Below are 18,454 nucleotides of genomic sequence, written 5' to 3' on the forward strand. Positions count from 1 at the left end.
GAAGGAGCCTCGGCCTGTCCACCCGGGGTCGAGTACGAACCCGGGTCACCCGTCCGCCCACGCCCACGGCTGCGGAGAATCGAGGACCCTCCCTCGGGAACGCCGATCACCCGATCGGCTCTTTCCTCTCCTCCGACCATGCCAGCCGATCGGGTGATCGGCGTTCCCGGGAAGACCTTCGGGGCCGCCCACGGCGTCTATGATGACTTATCGATGAACACCTTCCTCGGCTGGACGGCGAGGCCGTCGGGGTCGCCCTCGCCTAAGGCGACGAGGTCGCCGTCGGAGGAGAGCAAGGCGATCTCGCCGGGGGGGATGGTGGCGTCGGCGAGGCGGTCGGCGGTGATCTTGCGGCCGAGGGCGACGTCGGCGACGAGGGGGGCGTCGAGGGTGATCCGGGGGAGGTCGCGGACGGCTTCGAGGGGGGAACGCAGGTGGTCCTCCAGGTTCTCGCGGTCGAGGTCGTCGGGGGCGACGGCGGTTGCCTGGGTGAACGGGCCGATCCGGGTGCGGACGAGGGCGTCCATCAGCGCGCCGCAGCCGAGGAGTTCGCCGACGTCACGGGCGATCGACCGGATGTAGGTGCCGCCGCCGCAGTCGATTTCCAGCTCCAGGTTCGGCCACTTGTAGGAGAGAAGCTCGACCCGGTCGATGCGGACGAGGCGCGGGGCGAGTTCGACGGGGAGCCCGGCGCGGGCGAGGTCGTAGGCGCGGCGGCCGTCGATCTTGAGGGCCGAGTATTCGGGCGGCTGCTGGAGGATCTCGCCGCGCTGGGTCGCAAGCGCGGCTTCGATCTCGGACACGTCGGGCTGTCGGGGATCGAGCGTCTTGACGATCGTGCCGTCGCAGTCGTGGGTGTCGCTGCGGGCGCCGAAGCGGATCACGGTCCTGTACGTCTTCCCCATGCGCTGGATGTTCTCGATCAGGCGGGTGGCGGACCCGACGCAGACGACCAGAACACCGGTCGCCAGCGGGTCGAGCGTGCCGGCGTGGCCCGCTTTCGCCTTCCTGGGCAAGAGCCGGCCGACCTGGTTGACGATGTCGCGCGAGGTCCGGCCCGGGGGTTTGTCGAGGTTCAAGATCCCGATCGATTCCGTCTTCACTTCGAGGATGCTCCCTGATTGGTCTCTTGAAAATCGAAGGCCGGCAAGCCGACCTCGTGGATTGTTGCGCCGGCGCGGAGCCGGCGGGCGGCCTCGGCGAACCGTCGCGACGCTTCGAGGCGTTCGGCGGGGTCGTAACGATAGCCCGACACGCGCTTGTAGTGAAGGCTCGTGCGATCGCAGGCTTCGGCCAGGCGCTGCGGGGCGATGCCGAAATGGGCGACGCAATCCGCGAGCGTCGGCGGTTGGATCGCCGTCGACGCGGAACCGAAAACCGCCCGGTCCGCCAGCTCGCGGAGCACGGCGGCGGCGAGCGCGACGTAGCCCTTCAGGTTCGGGTGGTGGGTGTCTTCGATCACGTGATCGTCGAGCAGGCCCGACGGGCTGGCGGCGACGACCTCGCGGCGGCCGTCGATCAGGATGCAGCCGGGGTGACGCTCGGCGACCTGGCGATAAGCCTCGCGGAACGGCTCGGGGCAGCGGATCGGCAGGCCGTCGTCGTCGAGCGCCAGCCGGAAATGCTCGCGGGCCTCGTCGATCCGCCCCGATCGTTCGAGGATCTTCCCGAGCCGGTAATGGGCCTCGGCGAACCCCGGATGGCGGTCAAGGATCGCGCGCAGGAGCGGCTCGGCTTTGGCTGGCTCGGCGCCGCGCGCCTCCTGGAAATCGACGACGAGGCGGTTGCGATCGGCCTGGTCGACGCCGGGCGCGACGGTCGATCGGCTCGGCTCGTAGTCGGCTTCGTTGGCCGGTGAGATGACGAGGATCGGCAGCGCGCCGATGCGTTCGCAGTACGCGACGATCGCCTCCAGACGGGCGGTGAAGTCGGCCAGGATCGCGGCGGCCTCGGTCGGGCTGCACAGGGGAGGATCGATAAGCTGGTGATGATCCTTGAGCGAAGGCGGCGTGTCGAGCCGGTTCTTGCTGATCAGCTCGTAGACGAGGCTGCAGAACGGCGAGAGCAGGCTGGCGTGGTGAAGCTGGCGGACGACCGCCGCGCGGGGTTCGAGGTCGAGCGAGTAGTCGCGGTTCTCCTCGAACCGCGCGGCGAACTCGTTGTGGCCCGAGTAGACGATCACGGCGTCGGGCCGCTGGGTGATCCGGCCGAGCTTCTGGTGCTGCTTTTCGAGCGAGTCGCCCAGCCACGCCAGGATCTCGGTCTCGAACCGGCGGTCGGGCATGGCCTCGCCAAGCTTCCAGGCGACGATCTGGCCGACCGAAACCCAGGGCCGGTACGGCTCGCCCAGGGCGCTCGACTCGCCGAGCACGACGATCCGGTATTCGTCCACCGGCTTCGCCGGAAAGGTCGTCGGCAAGGTCGGGAACCGGTGCGTCCACGCCAGAACCGCCGCCGCGCCGAGTTCGAGGGCGACGAACGAGAACAGGCACGAGAGGCAGAGCAAGAAGACCCGCTCGGACCGCGACCCCCGGCGCTTCCGCCGCCAATTCTGGATCGTCCGCCAGCCGAAGTAAGGCGCGCCGATGAAGGAGGCGAGGCAGACCGCGACGTAGAAGAACAGCGTGCCGCGGAGCAAGCTCTCGGTCATTCCTCGCTGCACCGCGCGCGGGAACAGCGGGACCCAGCCCGGCAGGACGACCACGGCCGTGAGCGCGAGAGCCAGCGGAACGGCGATCCCCAGGATTCGGACAGTCCGCTTCATTTCGCCTCGAACATCGCGGCGATGGAGAATTCGAGCCCCGGCAGCAACCGGGTCTTGTGCGTCTCAGGGGCCTTCAACGTCCGCTCGGCCCACTGGCCGCCGGAACGACGCAGCACCTTCATCGACTCGTCCGCGACGTCGACGATCCAGTATTCGTGGACCCCGAACCGCAGGTATTCCTCGGGCTTCTGCTGGTAGTCTCGAAACCGCGAGCTGGGCGAGACGACCTCGATCACGATCTCGGGAATCCACTGCGACCAGATCTCGTCGGCGTTCTCGGACTCCGGGGGCGGCGTCTTGTAGACGGCCAGGTCGGGGTGACGATCCGATTCGAGAGCCTTGATGAGCAGACGGCACTCGCCGCCGCTGGCGACGCCGTAGATCCGATCCGGGTGCGACTCTCGATATCGCGCGAACTCCATTCTGATGGCGTCGATGATCTTGAAATGACGCGGGCTCGGTACATCGACCATGGTCACGATTCCCCGGCTCAATTCGTAGAGGCGTCCGCCCTCCCCTCGGGCGTCGATGAACTCGTCGAGGGACATGCGGCGGCCCTCGTCGGCGGGGCCGATGATCGTCGCGGTGGTGCTCATGGGGAGGGGCTCCGTCGTGGTTGGTCTACGGGGCGATGGTCAGGTCGACGGGGACGACGAGGCTCGCAGGGGCGAGGCAGACCTTGTCGTCGCAGGCCTGGAATTTGAGCCGGAGGAGGACGCGGAGCTTGCCGGGGGCCGCGGCCTTCGTCAGCCGGAATCGCAGGGGGATCTCGACCTTCCCTTCGTACAGCGAGACCGGCTCGGGGCTGACCGAGGCGAGCGTCTGGGCCTTGCCGCCGGGGTAGTCGACGCGGATCGACTCGGCGGGCTGGCCGGCTTCGAGGGTGATCGTGGTCGGCTTCAGGAACTCTTGCCCGGTGGGGTTGGCGTAGACGTGCCAGCCGCTCTGGATCGCCAGCGAGACGACCACCGCGACCGCGCCGCCGGCTTTCGGTTTCTGACCCTCGACGACCTTCGCCTGGGCCGACACGACCTTGGGGGCGTCGGCCGAGGCGCCGGGCGCGGGCTTCTGGGGAGGGCGGACGTCGTGGTATTCGAGCAGGCCGACGAGCATGATCGGCATCGACGCCGGGTTCTGAGCCAGGAACGGGCTGAAGGCGTCGAGCGTCTTGCCGGCGAGGTCGAGGTAACGCGTTTCGCCGGCGTCGGCCCGGTGGAGGGCCATGAGGTTGAGCACGGCGATGCCGTTGGCGCTCGGCAGGGCGCCGTCGAGCGGGTCTTTCGACCGCGCCAGCAGGCTCTCGTGGTCGTCGGCGGTGAAGAAAAAGCCGCCGTCCTGCTCGTCGGCGAAGTCGGCGATCATCCGGTCGGTCAGTGCGCGGGCCTGTTCGAGCCGGCGGCCGTCCTTGGCGGCTTCATGCAGCCGCAAGAGGCCGTGCGCGAGGTAGGCGTAATCTTCGAGGTACGCCGGCAGCCGCGCCTGGCCCGCGCGGTAGGTTCGGAGCAGGCGGCCCGAAGGATCGCGGAGCTTGTCGAGGAGGAAATCGGCGGCCTTCTCGGCGGCGCGCAGCAGGCGGTCGTCCTTGAGCACGCGGTAGCCGTCGGCGTAGGCGGCGATCATCAGGCCGTTCCAGGCCGTGAGGATCTTGTCGTCACGCGACGGCCCGGGACGCTGGTCGCGCGCCTTCAGCAGCTTGGCACGCAACGGCGCGAGCCGGCGTTCGAGTTCGGCGGGCGTCGTCTTGAAGCTCTCGGCCTGCTCGGCGCGCGGTCGGGGTTCGAGCAAGACGTAGCGGTCTCCCTCGAAGTTGGGCTCGCGCTTGAGGCCGTAGACCTGGATGAAGGCGTCGGCGTCGGGGCCGGCGCCCAGGACTTGCTTCACCTCGTCGGGCGTCCAGACGTAATAGGCGCCCTCGCCGGCCTTGGTCTCGGCGTCGAGCGACGAGTAGAAGCCCCCTTCGGGGGAAGTCATGGTGCGGTCGATGAACGCGAAGGTCGCCCCGGCCTCGTCGCGCCATCGCGGGTCGCCGGTCAGCTCGAACGCCTGCAGGTGGACCGAGGCGAGCTGGGCATTGTCGTAAAGCATTTTCTCGAAGTGGGGGACGATCCAGAACCGGCTGGTGGCGTAGCGGTGGTAGCCGCCGCCGAGCTGGTCGCGGACGCCCCCCCGCGCCATGTGGTCGAGCGTGAACAGACTCATCGTCAGCGGGTCGCGGTTCGAGGGCGCGGAGGTGGGCGAAGCGGGGGCTTTGGCGGGGTCGCGGCGGTGCTGGTCGAGGAGGAACACGAGGTTGACCGGCTCGGGGAACTTGGGGCGGCGGGCGTTGCCGGGGTTGAAGCCGAACCCGCCGTACTCGGGATCGAACTGGTCGGCGAGCTGGCTCCGACCCTCGGCGACGACCTCGGGGCCGAGCGGGACCTTGCGGCGCGAGGCGCCCTTGCCGAGCTTGCGGCGGACGATCTCGGTCAGGCCGGCGGCGGCGCGCTCGATCTCGGCGTGTTCCTCGCGCCACGACTTGGCGACCCCCGCGAGCACCGTCTCGAAGCCGGTGAAGCCCGGCTTGTCGCGGGGCGGGAAATACGTGCCGCCGAAGAACGGCCGGCCGTCGGGCAGCAGGAACATCGACATCGGCCAGCCGCCGGTGCTGAACGCCTGGAGGGCCGCCATGTACACCTGGTCGACGTCCGGGCGTTCCTCGCGATCGACCTTGATGCTGATGAAGTGGTCGTTGAGCAGCTTGGCCACCGCCGGATCGCGGAAGCTCTCGCGCTGCATGACGTGGCACCAGAAGCACGAGCTGTAGCCGATCGACAGGAAGATCGGCTTGTTCTCGGCCTTGGCCTTGGCGAACGCCTCGGGGCCCCACGGCCGCCATTCGACGGGGTCGTGGGCGTGCAGGAGGAGGTACGGGCTGGTCTCGCCGGCCAGGCTGTTCGCCGGCCCCGCGTGTTCGGCCGGCTCCTCGGCGACGGTCGAGATCGAACCCAAGCCCGCCAGGACGGCGAGCGCGACGCCCATCGCCGCCGCGACCTCGCGAATCCTCGTTGTGCGAACGGCCGTCGATGATGGCATCGCGTGGTCCTGCGTCGGGTTGCGAAATCGGCGAGAGCGAGGCGCACGTCGATTGTATGCGGAAACCGTCCGGCGAACCAACCTCAGACGACCAGCGGCCCAGTCACGTGTGGAACTCTCGACGCTGGTATTCCGAATTCCAAAGGTGGGTGGCCGGGGGTCGGTTCGCGAACCCGGGTTGGCAGGCCGAGTCTCTCTCGCACGGGTTCGGAGACCGAACCCGTGGCACCCACGAACGGCCATCTGCTCATTTCGCGGCCGGCGGCTCCTTGGCGTTGGCCGTGCGCCGGCCTTCGGCCACCTTGACCATCGCCATGTCTTCCAGTTCCTGGGTGAGATCGTCGTGCGAGACGAAGACGCGGCAGACGCCGGCGCTGGCCTTCTCGTCGTGGTTGACGACCTTCACCTTGATCAGGATCGTCATTTCCTTGCCGGCCTGGATGCGGTCGATCTTGGGGAACATCGCCTTGGTATTGTTGTCGGCGGGTTTGGCCGGCTCCGTCGGGCCGCCGGCCGTCTCCTCGATCCTGAGATTGGGGCTCACTTCCGCTCGGACCTGGACGTTGGCGGCTTCCTTGCTGCCGTAGTTGCGGAGCCGGACCTGGAACGTGGTGGTGCCGTCGACGTCGACCACCCGCCGGCGCTCGCGGACGACCAGGTCGAGGTCGGCCATGCCCTGGACGTCGGTCGAGCGCTTGTCGCCGGCGAGGATCGCGTTGTCGGCTCGGGCCTCGGCAGTGACCTGATAAAAGCCAATGCCCCCCATCTTGACCTCAAAGGTCAGCGTTCGCGGCTTCTCGGTCGGGTCGATCTGGGAGAGGGTCCAGGTGATGCGTCGGGTGGCGGGGTCGTACTTGGCTCCCGGGGGGGGCGTGACGAGCTGGCCGCTGACCGGCAAGGTCGCCAGGACGCGGACGTTCTTGGCCGGCGCGGAGCCGGGGTTCTCAAGCGTGATCGTATAACTCGCGATCGTGTCGGTGTAGCGTTTCTCGGGGGCGTCGAGGGTGATCTTGAGCTTGGGCTCGATGACCTCGAGGGCTTTCTCGATCTCGGCCTCTTCCTTGTTGAATACGACGTCGGGGCTGGTCGCCTTGACCTGGCAAGTCTGATGGCCCCCTTGCTTGGCGTCGACGACCATCACCGGCAGCTCTTCACGCTGGCCGGGGCCGATCTCCTTGATCGGCAGGTCGAAGCTGTTGTCGTCGTTCTTCTCGCCGCTCTCGTGGCTGAGACCGGCGCTGAGTTTGGCCAGCACCACGACGTCGCGGGCGGGGCCGTCGCCGGTGTTGGTCACGGAGATCCGGAACTCGGCCGCCTTGCCCTTGAGCACCTTGTCGATGCTCGGCGTCTGGACGACTTCGACCTTGAGCTTGGGCTGAAGGACCCGGCTGCGGGCCTTGCTTCCGGCCTGAAACGTCACGGTCGCCGCATGGTCCATCGGCGTCGCCTGGGTCGGCTTGACCTTCACCAGGATCACTTTCTCGGTTCCCGCCTGAAGGATGCCGATGCTCCAGGTCAAGAGCGAGCTGGCGGCGCGCTGCGCCTCGGGCAGGCTGCTGACGAATTCGAGGCCCGTCGGCAGATCGTCGCGGACGACCACGCCCAGGGCGTCGGCCGAGCCGTTATTTTTGACCACGATCTTCACCGTGGCTTCTTTATTGATGTTCATGTCCTGCGGGGCCAGGACGTTGACGCTCAGCAGCACCTCGTGCTTGCCCAGCGGCAGCCGATCGAGCGGTTGCATGAACCCGCCCTCGACGACTCCGCCCGCCCCAGCGGCCGCGGCGGGATCGGGGGCGGCGGCCGGCGCGGGGGCGTTCCCGGGAGCGGCCTGGATTCGCTCGACCTCGTCGTCGCGCTTCGGGGCGGCTCCGACCGGGCGTGCGAGGCGTTCCGGGAGCTTGCCTGGTTCCACCACGGGGAGCCGCTCGGGCTCTGCGAGATCATCGGTCGTCGCCGGGAAGGACGCGGCGTCGACCTCGGCCGGAGCGGGCGAGGGGGTTTGTCCCAGGACGCGTTCCGGCCCCAAAATGATCAGAAGCGACGCACCGAGCAGGAAGAAGTATCGCCGGCCCATGGAATCGGTCCCCTCCTTGGGAACGGCCCCGATCGACGCCGGGCGCGTCGTCTCGGGTGCGATCGCGGGATCTGCGTCAGGACAGGGTGCGGATTTGGATCGACCCGACCCGGCGAGCGCGCATCCCAAAGGGGGGCGCAGGCCGGTCGTCGGCAAGATGGCTGTCGCAGTTTAATAGCAAAAGCCCCCCAGGCGAGGAAGGTCAATCCGGGGGAATTGAAGGGAACCGCGAGGCTCCCAATCCCTCACCCTTCGCACGACCGACGGCGCGAACGCGACACCGCCGCGAACGCGATTCCCGCGGCGCCGAGCACCAGCAGCGAACTGGGTTCGGGCACGGGCGTCGAACCGGGGTCGGGCACGGCCTTCGCACTAGTGGCCCACCTCACCGAGTTGCCGACGAGGCGATCATAATTCGGGTCGGCCAGGAGGGCGCTGTCGGAGAACATGGACAGGCTGAGTACTCGGCCGCTTCCGAAATTCCATCCCACGACCCCGGCCATGACGCCGTATCCGCCGAACGTCGCCGTCCACTGGTTCGTGTCGAAGAACGCGGTGGCTCCCCACTTGGGTGTGTAGCCTATCTCGGTGTTGTACCCCTGGGGATGGAGAACGAGCTGGCTCGGCAGTTGGTCGTTCATGATCGGATCGTTCGTGATCTGGCCCAGGATCACGGGCGAATTGGCCGTGTTGTGAAACAGCCCTGTGAACGGAAGCGCCTGCGCCAGCTTCTGAAGCATGTGCACGCCGCCCGGGCCTTGGATCATGTCGCCGACGGCCTCGCTGGTCACTAACCCTCCTCCGTTTTTCACATAGTCAACCAGGGCTTGCTGACCGGAATCGGGCATGTCGACTCCGTTATAGTATGAGCCGTTGGGGAGGAGAAACACGGCGTTGTAGGCCGAAAGACCGCTCCCGGTGAACGCCGTATAGGCCGGTGCGGTCGTCACCGTGTTGCCCTGAGCTTCGAGCACCGACGCCATCATCGACGTGTTGGACGCGTCGTCGCCGCCGATCAGCAGGATCTTTGAGCCGAAGGCGTTCGATGCGGTCAAGAAGAGGATCGTAAGCGCGAGAGAACGAGTGGTGAAACCTGGCATCCGTGCCGTCTCCGAGGAAGGTGTTTGAGTCAGATCTCGATGCATGGCGTATCCTCAGCCATGCACGTAGTGTTAATGACTGTTAATGCTTTAGTCAAGTAAATGTTCCGGGGTCTTTCAACGTCGGAAGCGGGAAGCGGGCGGGGGCGTCGCGGTCGATGGGAGTCGACAGGTTCGAGGCTCAAATCCTGACGACCACTTCCAGCCGGCTCGCGGTGACGTCGGGGGGCTCGTCGGCCGCGACGGGGAGCGATCGGACTTCGACCAGGCCGCGGAACCAGGTCGCCTGATGCTTGGCGAACTGGCGGGTGCGGGTCTGGATCAGGTCGATGGTTTGATCGAGGTCGAGTTCGCCGGCCAGGTGGGCGACGACCTGGCGATAGCCGACCCCCTGCTCCGCCACGCCGCTGAGCGGGCGCGGGGCGGTCTTGAGGCGTCGGACCTCGTCGACCAGGCCGGCCTCGAACATCCGGACCACCCGTTTGTTGATCCGGTCGTACAGGACGGGTCGGGGAGGTTCGAGGGCGAAGACCTGCGTTGACGCCGGCGCGGGCTGGGCGTGCTCGCGCTGAAGCTCGCTGAACACCCGGCCGGTGGTCTCGATCACCTCCAGGGCCCGGACGACGCGCCGCCGATCGTTGGGGTGCAGCCGCGCGCCCGTCGCCGGATCGAGGGCCGTCAGTCGCGCGTGCATCACCGGATCGCCCAGCGTTTCGGCCTCGGCCTCAAGGCGGTCGCGGACTTCGGGGACCGTGCCGGGGCCGTCGAAGAGGCCGCGCAACAGGGCCTTGAGATACAGCGCGGTGCCGCCGACGAAGAGGGCGCGTTTGCCGCGCGACTCGATGTCTAGGACGGCGTCGATCGCCCAGCCGCGGTACTCGGCGACGCTCGCCGACTCCCAGGGATCGAGGACGTCGATCAGGTGGTGCGGCACCCCGCCGCGCTCGGCCGTCGTCGGCTTGGCGGTGCCGACGTCCATGCCTCGGTAAAGGGTCATCGAGTCAAGCGCGATGATCTCGGCGTCGAGAATGCGGGCCAGGTGGACGCCGACGGCCGACTTGCCCGAGGCCGTCGGGCCGGTCAGATAGATCGCGCGATGCAGGGGATTCTCGGACACGGAAGTCTCGCGGTCGAATCGGGGGTGATTTGAGTTGATGCGGGGGCGCAAACCATGATGACGCCGTGGAGGCGTCCGAATACAAGCTCGAAGCGCCAGCGAGTGGATGGATTCGAACGGCCGACTGGAAATCCACTCGCTGGCGCTTCGAGCTTGTATTTCGAGGGCCGCCGGTCAACCCGCCGCCGGTCCCTTGCCATCCTACCACGGATGTGGTCGACTGAACTTGGCGGGGTGTTCGGCCTCGATCCAGTCAACGCAGACTCCACGCGTCTTCAACGGCCGGGGTATCCCTCCCGGCGCGTGGGGCCAGGCCAGGCGCCTCGGTCCTGTGAGGTACGCTGAGCAATGTCAACCACCTCTTCCGTGGCTGAACCGGCCCCGGCGCGCGCGGCGGCGCCCAAGGTCGCGCCTGTGGTCAATGATCTAGCGATCCGTGTGGGGACCGTCAACGGATCGGGGAGCCAGTCGGCCAACCTCGTCTTGTTGCGGTCGCTCTATGCAATGGGCATTCCGTGCAGCGGCAAGAACATCTTCCCCTCGAACATCGAGGGCCTGCCGACATGGTTCCACATCCGGGCGAGCGCCCGCGGCTACGGCGCGCACCGCGCCGACCCCGACATCCTGGTCTGCATGAACGAGGTCACGGCCCAGGACGACGTGTCGGAGCTGAAGCCCGGCGCGATCTGCCTGTACCGTGAAGACTTCTCGGTGGACCTCCCGAGCCTCCGCGACGACGTGACGTTCCTCGCCGCGCCCTTCTACAAGCTGGTGGAGCAAGCGTATCCGCCGGACAAGACCGACAAGGGGTATCGCGACAAGCTCCGCAAGGTCGTGAACATGGTGTACGTCGGCGTCCTCGCGTCGATCTGCCGGATCGACATGGAGGCCGTCGAACAGGGCGTGCGCCGGGAGTTTCCGGGGCGGAAGGCGAAGGCCGCCGAGATCAACATCGCGGCGGTGCACACCGGGTACGAGTGGGCCCAGGCGAACCTGCCTACCAACCTGCCGTATCGGGTCGAACGAATGGAGTCGACCCAGGACAAGATCCTGATCGAAGGGAACAAGGCCGCTGCGCTCGGCGTCTTGTTCGGCGGGACGAGCGTGCTCACGTGGTATCCGATCACGCCGTCGAGCAGCCTGGCCGAGTACGCCGAGGGCTTCCTCAAGCAGCACCGAACCGACGCCGAGGGCCGCAAGAGCTTCGCCGTCATCCAGGCCGAGGACGAGCTGGCGGCGATCGGCATGGCCATCGGCGCGGGCTGGGCGGGCGCCCGGGCGCTGACGGCGACGTCGGGGCCGGGCATTTCGCTCATGACCGAGTTCGTCGGCATGGGTTACTTCGCCGAGATCCCCGTCGTGATCATCGACGTCCAGCGGATGGGGCCGAGCACCGGCCTGCCGACGCGCACCAGCCAGGGCGACGTGCTCAAGATGCACCTGCTGGGCCACGGCGACTGCCGGCACATCGTCCTCTTGCCCGGCTCGGTCGAGGAGTGCTACGAGCTGGTCATCGAGGCGCTCGACCTGGCGCAGCAGTTCCAGACCCCCGTCTTCGTGGCCACCGACCTCGACCTGGGCATGAACCTCTGGCTCTCCGAACCGTTCCGCTATCCCGACAAGCCGCTCCAGCGCGGCAAGCTCTTGAACGCGGCCGACCTCGAACGCATCGGCGAGTTCGCAAGGTACAAGGACGTCGACGGCGACGGCGTCTGCTACCGGACGATCCCCGGGACCGAGAACCCGATGGCCGCCTACTTCACCCGCGGCACCGGCCATAACGAGAAATCGGGCTACAGCGAACGTCCCGAAGACTGGAAGAAGAACCTCGATCGCCTGGCGCTGAAGCTCGAAACCGCCCGCAAGGCGCTCCCCGCGCCGATCATCGAGGGCGACCCGAGCGCCCAGGTCGGCTTGCTCGCCTACGGCGGGTCGCACGTCGCCATGGCCGAGGCCCGCGATCAGCTTCAGGAGCAAGGGGTGCGCACCGGCTACTGCCGCATCCGCGCGTTGCCCGTCTCCGACGAGGTGACGCACTTCATCGAGCGTCATCAGCGGGTCTACGTGATCGAGCAGAACCGCGACGCGCAGGTCACATCGCTCTTGAAGACGACGCTTCGCGGCACGATCGCCGACCGCCTTGTTCCGGTCACGCACTACAGCGGCACGCCGATCTCGGCCGAGAACATCGTCCGCCCGATCCTGGGATGGGAGAAGAATCCCAGCGGTCCCGGCTGGCCGACCGGCGACGTCGAGCGCGACAACCCGCACGCGTCCCACGTCGAGCAACCCTCGCCCGAGTGACATCGGCCCGTCGTCGGATTATTCTCTTCCCGCGCACATTCCTCATTTCGAGGCGATCGAATCATGGCTAGCGAGGCGACCATCACCGTCGAGTCGAACGGCCGCAGCTTTGCGTTGCCGACCGTGGCCTTTCAGGGGCTGCCGTCGACGCTCTGCAAAGGGTGCGGCCACAACAGCATCACCAGCTACCTGATCGAGGCGTGCAAATCGATCGGGCTCAACCCGTACCAGACCGTCAAGCTCAGCGGCATCGGCTGTTCGAGCAAGACGCCGGCCTACTTCCTTCAGGCCAGCCACGGCTTCAACGCGCTCCACGGCCGGATGCCGTCGGTGGCCACCGGCGCGCTCATGGCCAACGCCAAGCTCGTCTGCATCGGCATCAGCGGCGACGGCGACACGGCGAACATCGGGCTCGGCCAGTTCAAGCACGCCTGCCGTCGCAACGTGCCGATGGTCTACATCGTCGAGGACAACGGCTGCTACGGCCTGACCAAGGGCCAGTTCTCGGCCACCGCCGACCTCAAGGCCCACCTCCGCCGCCCCACCGGCGAGGAGAATACGATCGCCCCGTTCGACCTCTGCGTCGAGGCGATCGTCGGCGGGGCGAGTTTCGTCGCGCGGTCGTTCGCCGGCGACAAGAAACAGCTCGTCCCGTTGCTCAAGGCCGCGATCCGGCACAGCGGGACGGCCGTCATCGACATCATCAGCCCGTGCGTCACGTTCAACGATTTCGCCGGCTCGACCAAGAGCTGGGAATGGGCCAAGGACCACGAGGAGCCGCTCCAGGACGTCGGTTTCGTCCCCCGCCTGGCCGAGATCGAGGTCGAACAGAAGGTCGGCGAGCCGGTCCGCGTCCAGCTCCACGACGGCTCTTGGATCGTCCTCCGCGCCCTGAACCACGAGGAGCACGACGTGAAGAGCCGCGCCTCGGCCCTCAACCTGCTGGAAGAGAGCCTGCGGAAGCACGAGTTCCTCACCGGCCTGCTCTACGTCGACACCACCCGCGACGACTTCGCCACCGCCCTGAACACCGTCGCAACCCCCCTGGCCCTCCTCTCCGACGAAGCCCTCCGACCCAGCCCCGAAACGCTGGCGAAGATCATGGAGACGATCTGAGTCGGAGCTTGAACTCAACCGCGCCGACCGACAGTCCGAGATTGGAATCGGCCTGTCGGTCGGTGGCGATCGGGGGCGACTGGATTTTGAAGCGCGAACCCAAAGGAGCACCGATGCCTTCGGACGACCCCGCCTCTGGCGAACCCCGAAATCAAGAAGACGTCATGCGACGATCTGAGGCCCTCAAAGGGTTCTACGGGTTGCTGGAATCGGTTCGAGAACGTCCCGGGATATACCTGGGACATAAATCGCTGCAACGCTTCGACTCGTGGCTCCATGGGTATCGGCACGCAAGGTGGGGGCTCGGGATTGCACAAACCTCGGAAGAGCAAGAGTTCGATGAATTCGACGCTTTCGTGCAGCGGAAATACGACTGGCGGGACGTGGGAGGTTGGGCCGCGAAGATCGCGTATTACCATTGTGACGACGCAGATGCCTTCGATGAATTCTTCAAACTCCTGGACGAGTTTCGAGAAGAGAACCGTCCACGGTCGAGGTGAGAAGGCGGCCGGGACGGCAATCGTGTTCGGCACGATTTTAGCCCATGGAAGGTCGATGCCGATCGGGTGGGGTGAGGTGGCCAGCGTGGTTATGGCCAGGGTTGCGACCCCGACGTGGGAGCGGTTCGGCCTTCTCCGTGGAGTGCGGGAGCTTGCTCCCGCATGGGCCGCGTGTCAGGCGCGGCGGCAAGCCGCCGCACTCCACATCAGCATCCGCGAGGGACCGGATCACTTCCAACTCTCGCCTCAAATCTCGCGCCAAACACGATTGGCCGGGCCGGCCGTTTGAGGGGGATTTCCAGGGCCGAGGCGATCGAAGCCCTCCCCTCATCCGCCCCTGCGGGGAGAAGCGAATTCGGCCTCGGCTCGCGCTTGAGGAGGTGATGCGATCATGGCGAACGATTCCAGGCCTCGGCGTAAGGCGTTCGGACCGCTGTTCTACTCGACGGCGCTCGTCGCGGTGATCTTGCTGTCGATTTACGGGGCCGTGCAGATACGGGAATGGGTCGGCGACTGGATAGGTGTGCGGTTGGAGGCGCAGGAGATTCAGAGCCTGCTCGTCTCGGCGGGCTCCACGCGCGGGGACGTCCGGGCGCGGGCCTATCGGTCGCTGGTCGAGCGTCGCGCGGACTGGCGGCTCCTCATTCCGGTGCTCCTCACTGGTTCGACCGACCAGGACGACGACGTTCGGATCGAGGCGGCCCGGGGCCTCAACCACGCGGTCAATGATCTGTTCCACCGGTCCGATTCCCTGCCGAAGGAACGCGAGGAATGCCTTCAGGCCCTACGGCGCATGCTCAAGGATTCGTCGATCATCGTTCGCAATGAAGCGTCGGACGGGCTCGCGGCGTTCGCCTCGGCGCTGGGGCTTGCGGCGTTCGACGGAAAGGACGCGATCGTCGCCGACCTCCGCGCGGCGCTCGCCGACGCCGATCACGACGTGCGAATCGTGGCGGCGAAGGCCCTGCTGACTATCGAGGGCGGCCGCGATCAAGCCGCCGTCGGAACGCTGCTCGCCCTCCTGGCCGATCCCGAGCCGGTCGCCAATCGTGCCGAGGTGCTCTCCGTCCTGGTGGGACATCGGCAGGGGGAGCACGCGTTGAATGCGCTCACAAGCCTCCTCGGCTCTGGAAATCCGTTCGTCCTGCCCGACGTGCTCTCGTGCATCGAGAGGCTCGGCCCTGAGGCCGCCGTCGCCGTTCCGAAGCTTGAATCGTTGCTGGACGATAAAGACCCCGGCGTGCGGGCCGGCGCCGGAATGGCGATCGTGGCGATCGAAGGGGAGTCGACTCCCCGGGTGGTCGCGCTTTCGGTCAAGGCCGTCGCCGATCAAGAATTGCCGATGCAATGGCGGATGACCGCCGTGGACACGGTCCTGGGCTCCAATCCGGCGGCCCTGTCGTCCGCCGCCGGAGTCCTGATGAAGCAGCTCTCTAACGAGAATCCCACTGTGCGGCAGAACGCCGTTGGTCTGCTCTCCTTGTTCATCGAACAGGTGCGCCCCGAGCCGCCGAAGCCGGACCCGGGACGATGACGAGCGAGGCGTGGCGGAGAGGTTGCCGTGCCGGCTTGTGGTGTTCGGGATGATCCGGTGGTCCGGTCTGGAGAGCAGCCGGGCCGGATGGTTCGGCCGTCTTGGTCGCCGAATGAAGGAGGGGCGACGACCACGGCGACGGCGATTGGAGGAAGGGGGCGTTCTCCCTGGCGGGGAGTTTTTAGTAGACTTCCGAAGTCAGGAAGACTTCGCGGGAGCTTCGCTTCTTGAGGCGGGGCGTCGGGGCGACGGACCGTTTGAGATCGTCGGCGAAATCCTGGGCGAGCTGCGCGGGGTCGAGGTCGGCGATCGATTCGACCACCTTGTCGGGGCGGTAGGCGTAGCTGGCGAAGGCTTCACGACTGGTGCCGCCGCTGAGGACCAGGACGGTCTTGAAGCCGAGCTGGACGCCGCCGAGGATGTCGGTCTCCATCGTATCGCCGATCACGACGGTCTGGTCGGTGGTCAGGCCGAGCGCCTTGCGGGCGCCTCGGAGCATCAGCGGGTTGGGTTTGCCGACGCTGAACGCCTTCACGCCGCTCGCCGATTCGAGCATGGCCGCCGTCGCGCCGCAGCCGGGCCGCAGGCCGGATTCGGTTGGGCAGTTGGGATCGGGATTCGTTGAGACGAGCTTGGCGCCCTTGAGGATCATCCCCAGCGCCGCCTCAACCATCTCGAAGCTGATCGTCCGCCCTTCGCCGACCACGACGTAATCGGGGTCTTTATCGACGACCGAATAGCCGTTTTCGTGCAAGGCCGTGAGCAGCCCTCCTTCGCCGATGACGAAGGCCGTGCCGCCGGGCTTCTGCCTGGCCAGGAACTGGGCCGTGGCCATCGCGCAGGTGTAAACGTGCTCCTCTTCGACCGGAATTCCCATCCGTTGAAGCCGCGTCGCCACGTCGCGACGGGTCCGCTGGCTGTTGTTGGTCAGGAACCGGAAGGGAATCTCGGCGTCGAGCAGCTTGCCTATGAAGCGGTCGGCCCCGGGGATCAAACGACCTCCCCGGTAAATGACGCCGTCCATATCAACGAGGTATCCCAGCCCGGTCGCAGGGTCGCGAGGGGCGCGGAAGGCTCGATTCATCGTGTCGCTGTCCGTCATAACAATCAGGTCTCCTCTGGAATCGAAATGGGGCCGGAGCGGATCCGGTCGTCTCCCTCGGTGGAAGTATAGACAGGCTTCCGGGAGTTGCTATTGGCAGTTGTCAGGATTCATGCAAAATACTTGTCATGACATTTGGGCCGGTTGTCAGGACGAAGACGATGCCTTCCGAGTCGAAACACCTGCGGATCTCACGCGAGCTGCTGGCCGAGATCGCGGCCGGGAAGTACGTCCCGACGGGTCGACTGCCGAGCGAGGCGCAGCTTGTGGAGCGGTTCGGCGTGTCGCGGCCGACGGTGGCGCGGGCGTTGCGTGACCTTCAGGATCAGGGGTTGGTCGAGCGCCGCGCGGGGGCGGGGAGCTTCGTCCGTGACGCCGTCGCTCCGGCGGTGGCCCATCGCCAGTTCGGGCTCTTGATCCCCGGCCTGGGAACGACCGAGATCTTCGAGGCCGTCGGCGGCGAGCTGGCCGGGCTGACGCGGGTTCATGGGTACGGGCTGCTCTGGGGGGGCGGCCACGTCATGCCGCAGGAGGACATGAGCGTCGAGGACGCCGAGGAACTCTGCGATCAGTTCATTCGCAGCCAGGTGGCCGGCGTCTTCTTCGCGCCGTTCGAGCACTCCGTCGGCTGCGACGAGGTCAATCGCGGACTGGCCGAGAAGCTCCACCGGGCGGGCGTGCCCGTGGTGTTGCTCGATCGCGACCTGGGCGCGTTCCCGACGCGGAGCGGGTTCGACCTCGTGGGGGTCGACAACTTCGCCGGGGGCTACCAGTTGGCCGACCACCTCTTGAAGCTGGGCTGCCGCCACCTGGCGTTCGTGACCCGTCCGTTCTCGGCGCCGACCGTGAAAGCCCGGATCGCCGGCGCGCGCGAGGCGATCCTCGCGCAGGGGCTCCCGGTCGCGCCGAACTTCGTCCGCGAGGGCGAGCCCGACGACCCGAAATACGCCGCCGGCCTGTTCGCCGGCGGCCCGGTCGACGCCGTCCTCTGCGCCAGCGACCACGTCGCGGCGCTCCTACTCCGCTCCCTTGAAAAGAGCGGCAAGCGAGTGCCCTGCGACGTCCGGCTGGTCGGCTTCGACGACGTCCGGTTCGCCACGCTGTTGTCGGTCCCGCTGACAACGATGCACCAACCCTGCCGCGACATCGCCGCCGTCGCCTTCCGCGCGATGCTCGCCCGCCTCGCCGACCCGTCCCTCCCTCCCCGGCGAATCGCCCTCTCCCCTCGCCTGGTCGTCCGCGAATCGTGCGGGGCCTACCTCCCGCGCGGTTGAGCCGCGGGGCGGTCGTCGAGGCCGAGGATGCATTCGACGATCGACTGGAGTTCGGTCGGAACTTTCACCTCGTCGGTGGTGCCGCAGTATTCGGCGGTCGGACCATGAAACCGGTGGAGGGTGACGCCGAAGGCCGATGCGCAGTCGGACGCCCGGCCGGTCAGGACCACCCGGCGGCGGGCGGCGTCCGACTCGACGACGCTCAGGCCATGACGGCGGGCGAACGCCCCGACCGCCTCCAGCTCGACCGGGTCGGCGCCATGCGCGTCGGCGACCGCCCCGCGCGCGAGGTACGTGCGCTCGGCGATCGGGGTCATCGCTTGGGCCTCGATCTCGGCCTCGGAAGGCGCTGGGCGCCGCGGACGGACGATCACGGTTACGGTCATCGGCTTATCAGGGTCAGCCGGGCCGATTGCGTGCGATTCGCTGGGCGTGGTCATGGTCGCCGCCCTGGGGACGTTCTGGGGAAGGAGGCCGGGCCGGGGGCGCGCCCA

The 18,454-nt window shown here is 67.3% G+C and carries 14 protein-coding genes; 5 read left to right on the forward strand and 9 right to left on the reverse strand.

The features are described 5' to 3' along the window. Positions 1 to 197: 197 nt before the first annotated feature. From truB to miaA, 7 genes are all read right to left on the reverse strand, one after another. Positions 198 to 1,103 (reverse strand): tRNA pseudouridine(55) synthase TruB, encoded by a 906-nt coding sequence (gene truB, locus BSF38_RS02475; protein ID WP_237170711.1) that lies wholly within the window; start codon positions 1,101 to 1,103, stop codon positions 198 to 200. Next, the gene (locus BSF38_RS02480) at positions 1,100 to 2,764 is read right to left on the reverse strand and encodes a tetratricopeptide repeat protein (protein ID WP_076343303.1); all 1,665 of its coding nucleotides are present in this window, start codon (positions 2,762 to 2,764) and stop codon (positions 1,100 to 1,102) included. Before BSF38_RS02480 ends, truB begins: the two co-directional genes overlap by 4 nt. Next, positions 2,761 to 3,360, reverse strand: coding sequence for a Uma2 family endonuclease (locus BSF38_RS02485; RefSeq protein WP_076343304.1), 600 nt, complete (start codon positions 3,358 to 3,360; stop codon positions 2,761 to 2,763). Before BSF38_RS02485 ends, BSF38_RS02480 begins: the two co-directional genes overlap by 4 nt. 25 nt (positions 3,361 to 3,385) lie before the next feature. Beyond that, on the reverse strand, positions 3,386 to 5,836 hold the full coding sequence (locus tag BSF38_RS02490; RefSeq protein WP_237170712.1) for a DUF255 domain-containing protein: 2,451 nt from the start codon (positions 5,834 to 5,836) through the stop codon (positions 3,386 to 3,388). A gap of 247 nt (positions 5,837 to 6,083) precedes the next feature. Continuing rightward, positions 6,084 to 7,913 (reverse strand): DUF11 domain-containing protein, encoded by a 1,830-nt coding sequence (locus BSF38_RS02495; protein WP_076343306.1) that lies wholly within the window; start codon positions 7,911 to 7,913, stop codon positions 6,084 to 6,086. Positions 7,914 to 8,158: 245 nt separating this feature from the next. Then, entirely contained in the window at positions 8,159 to 9,013 is an 855-nt protein-coding gene (locus BSF38_RS02500) for a PEP-CTERM sorting domain-containing protein (protein ID WP_168189292.1), read from the reverse strand. A gap of 181 nt (positions 9,014 to 9,194) precedes the next feature. Beyond that, entirely contained in the window at positions 9,195 to 10,130 is a 936-nt protein-coding gene (gene miaA, locus BSF38_RS02505; protein WP_237170713.1) for a tRNA (adenosine(37)-N6)-dimethylallyltransferase MiaA, read from the reverse strand. Between the two features lie 348 nt (positions 10,131 to 10,478). On the opposite strand from miaA, the gene BSF38_RS02510 reads away from it, so the two are divergent. From BSF38_RS02510 to BSF38_RS02530, 4 genes are all read left to right on the forward strand, one after another. After that, on the forward strand, positions 10,479 to 12,434 hold the full coding sequence (locus BSF38_RS02510) for a 2-oxoacid:acceptor oxidoreductase subunit alpha (RefSeq protein WP_076343308.1): 1,956 nt from the start codon (positions 10,479 to 10,481) through the stop codon (positions 12,432 to 12,434). Between the two features lie 63 nt (positions 12,435 to 12,497). Further along, complete coding sequence (locus tag BSF38_RS02515) at positions 12,498 to 13,550, forward strand: 2-oxoacid:ferredoxin oxidoreductase subunit beta (protein ID WP_076343309.1); 1,053 nt, start codon at positions 12,498 to 12,500, stop codon at positions 13,548 to 13,550. A 113-nt stretch (positions 13,551 to 13,663) separates the two neighbouring features. Further along, positions 13,664 to 14,050, forward strand: a complete 387-nt coding sequence (locus tag BSF38_RS02520) for a hypothetical protein (RefSeq protein WP_083712645.1) — start codon at positions 13,664 to 13,666, stop codon at positions 14,048 to 14,050. 391 nt (positions 14,051 to 14,441) lie between these two features. After that, positions 14,442 to 15,584 (forward strand): HEAT repeat domain-containing protein, encoded by a 1,143-nt coding sequence (locus BSF38_RS02530; protein ID WP_076343311.1) that lies wholly within the window; start codon positions 14,442 to 14,444, stop codon positions 15,582 to 15,584. Positions 15,585 to 15,765: 181 nt separating this feature from the next. Here BSF38_RS02530 and BSF38_RS02535 read toward each other — a convergent pair whose 3' ends face one another. After that, positions 15,766 to 16,668 (reverse strand): HAD-IIA family hydrolase, encoded by a 903-nt coding sequence (locus tag BSF38_RS02535; RefSeq protein WP_076350551.1) that lies wholly within the window; start codon positions 16,666 to 16,668, stop codon positions 15,766 to 15,768. Positions 16,669 to 16,847: 179 nt separating this feature from the next. Here BSF38_RS02535 and BSF38_RS02540 point away from each other — a divergent pair, with 179 nt between their 5' ends. Further along, positions 16,848 to 17,960 (forward strand): GntR family transcriptional regulator, encoded by a 1,113-nt coding sequence (locus BSF38_RS02540; protein WP_076343312.1) that lies wholly within the window; start codon positions 16,848 to 16,850, stop codon positions 17,958 to 17,960. Here the strand turns inward: BSF38_RS02540 and BSF38_RS02545 are convergent. Beyond that, a complete protein-coding gene (locus BSF38_RS02545) occupies positions 17,942 to 18,400 on the reverse strand; it encodes a protease pro-enzyme activation domain-containing protein (RefSeq protein ID WP_076343313.1) in 459 nt (152 codons plus the stop codon). The two genes, BSF38_RS02540 and BSF38_RS02545, sit on opposite strands and share 19 nt — an antisense overlap. Positions 18,401 to 18,454 lie beyond the last annotated feature (54 nt).

Origin of the sequence: Paludisphaera borealis, assembly GCF_001956985.1 — a bacterium.
Taxonomy (GTDB): Bacteria; Planctomycetota; Planctomycetia; order Isosphaerales; family Isosphaeraceae; genus Paludisphaera; species Paludisphaera borealis.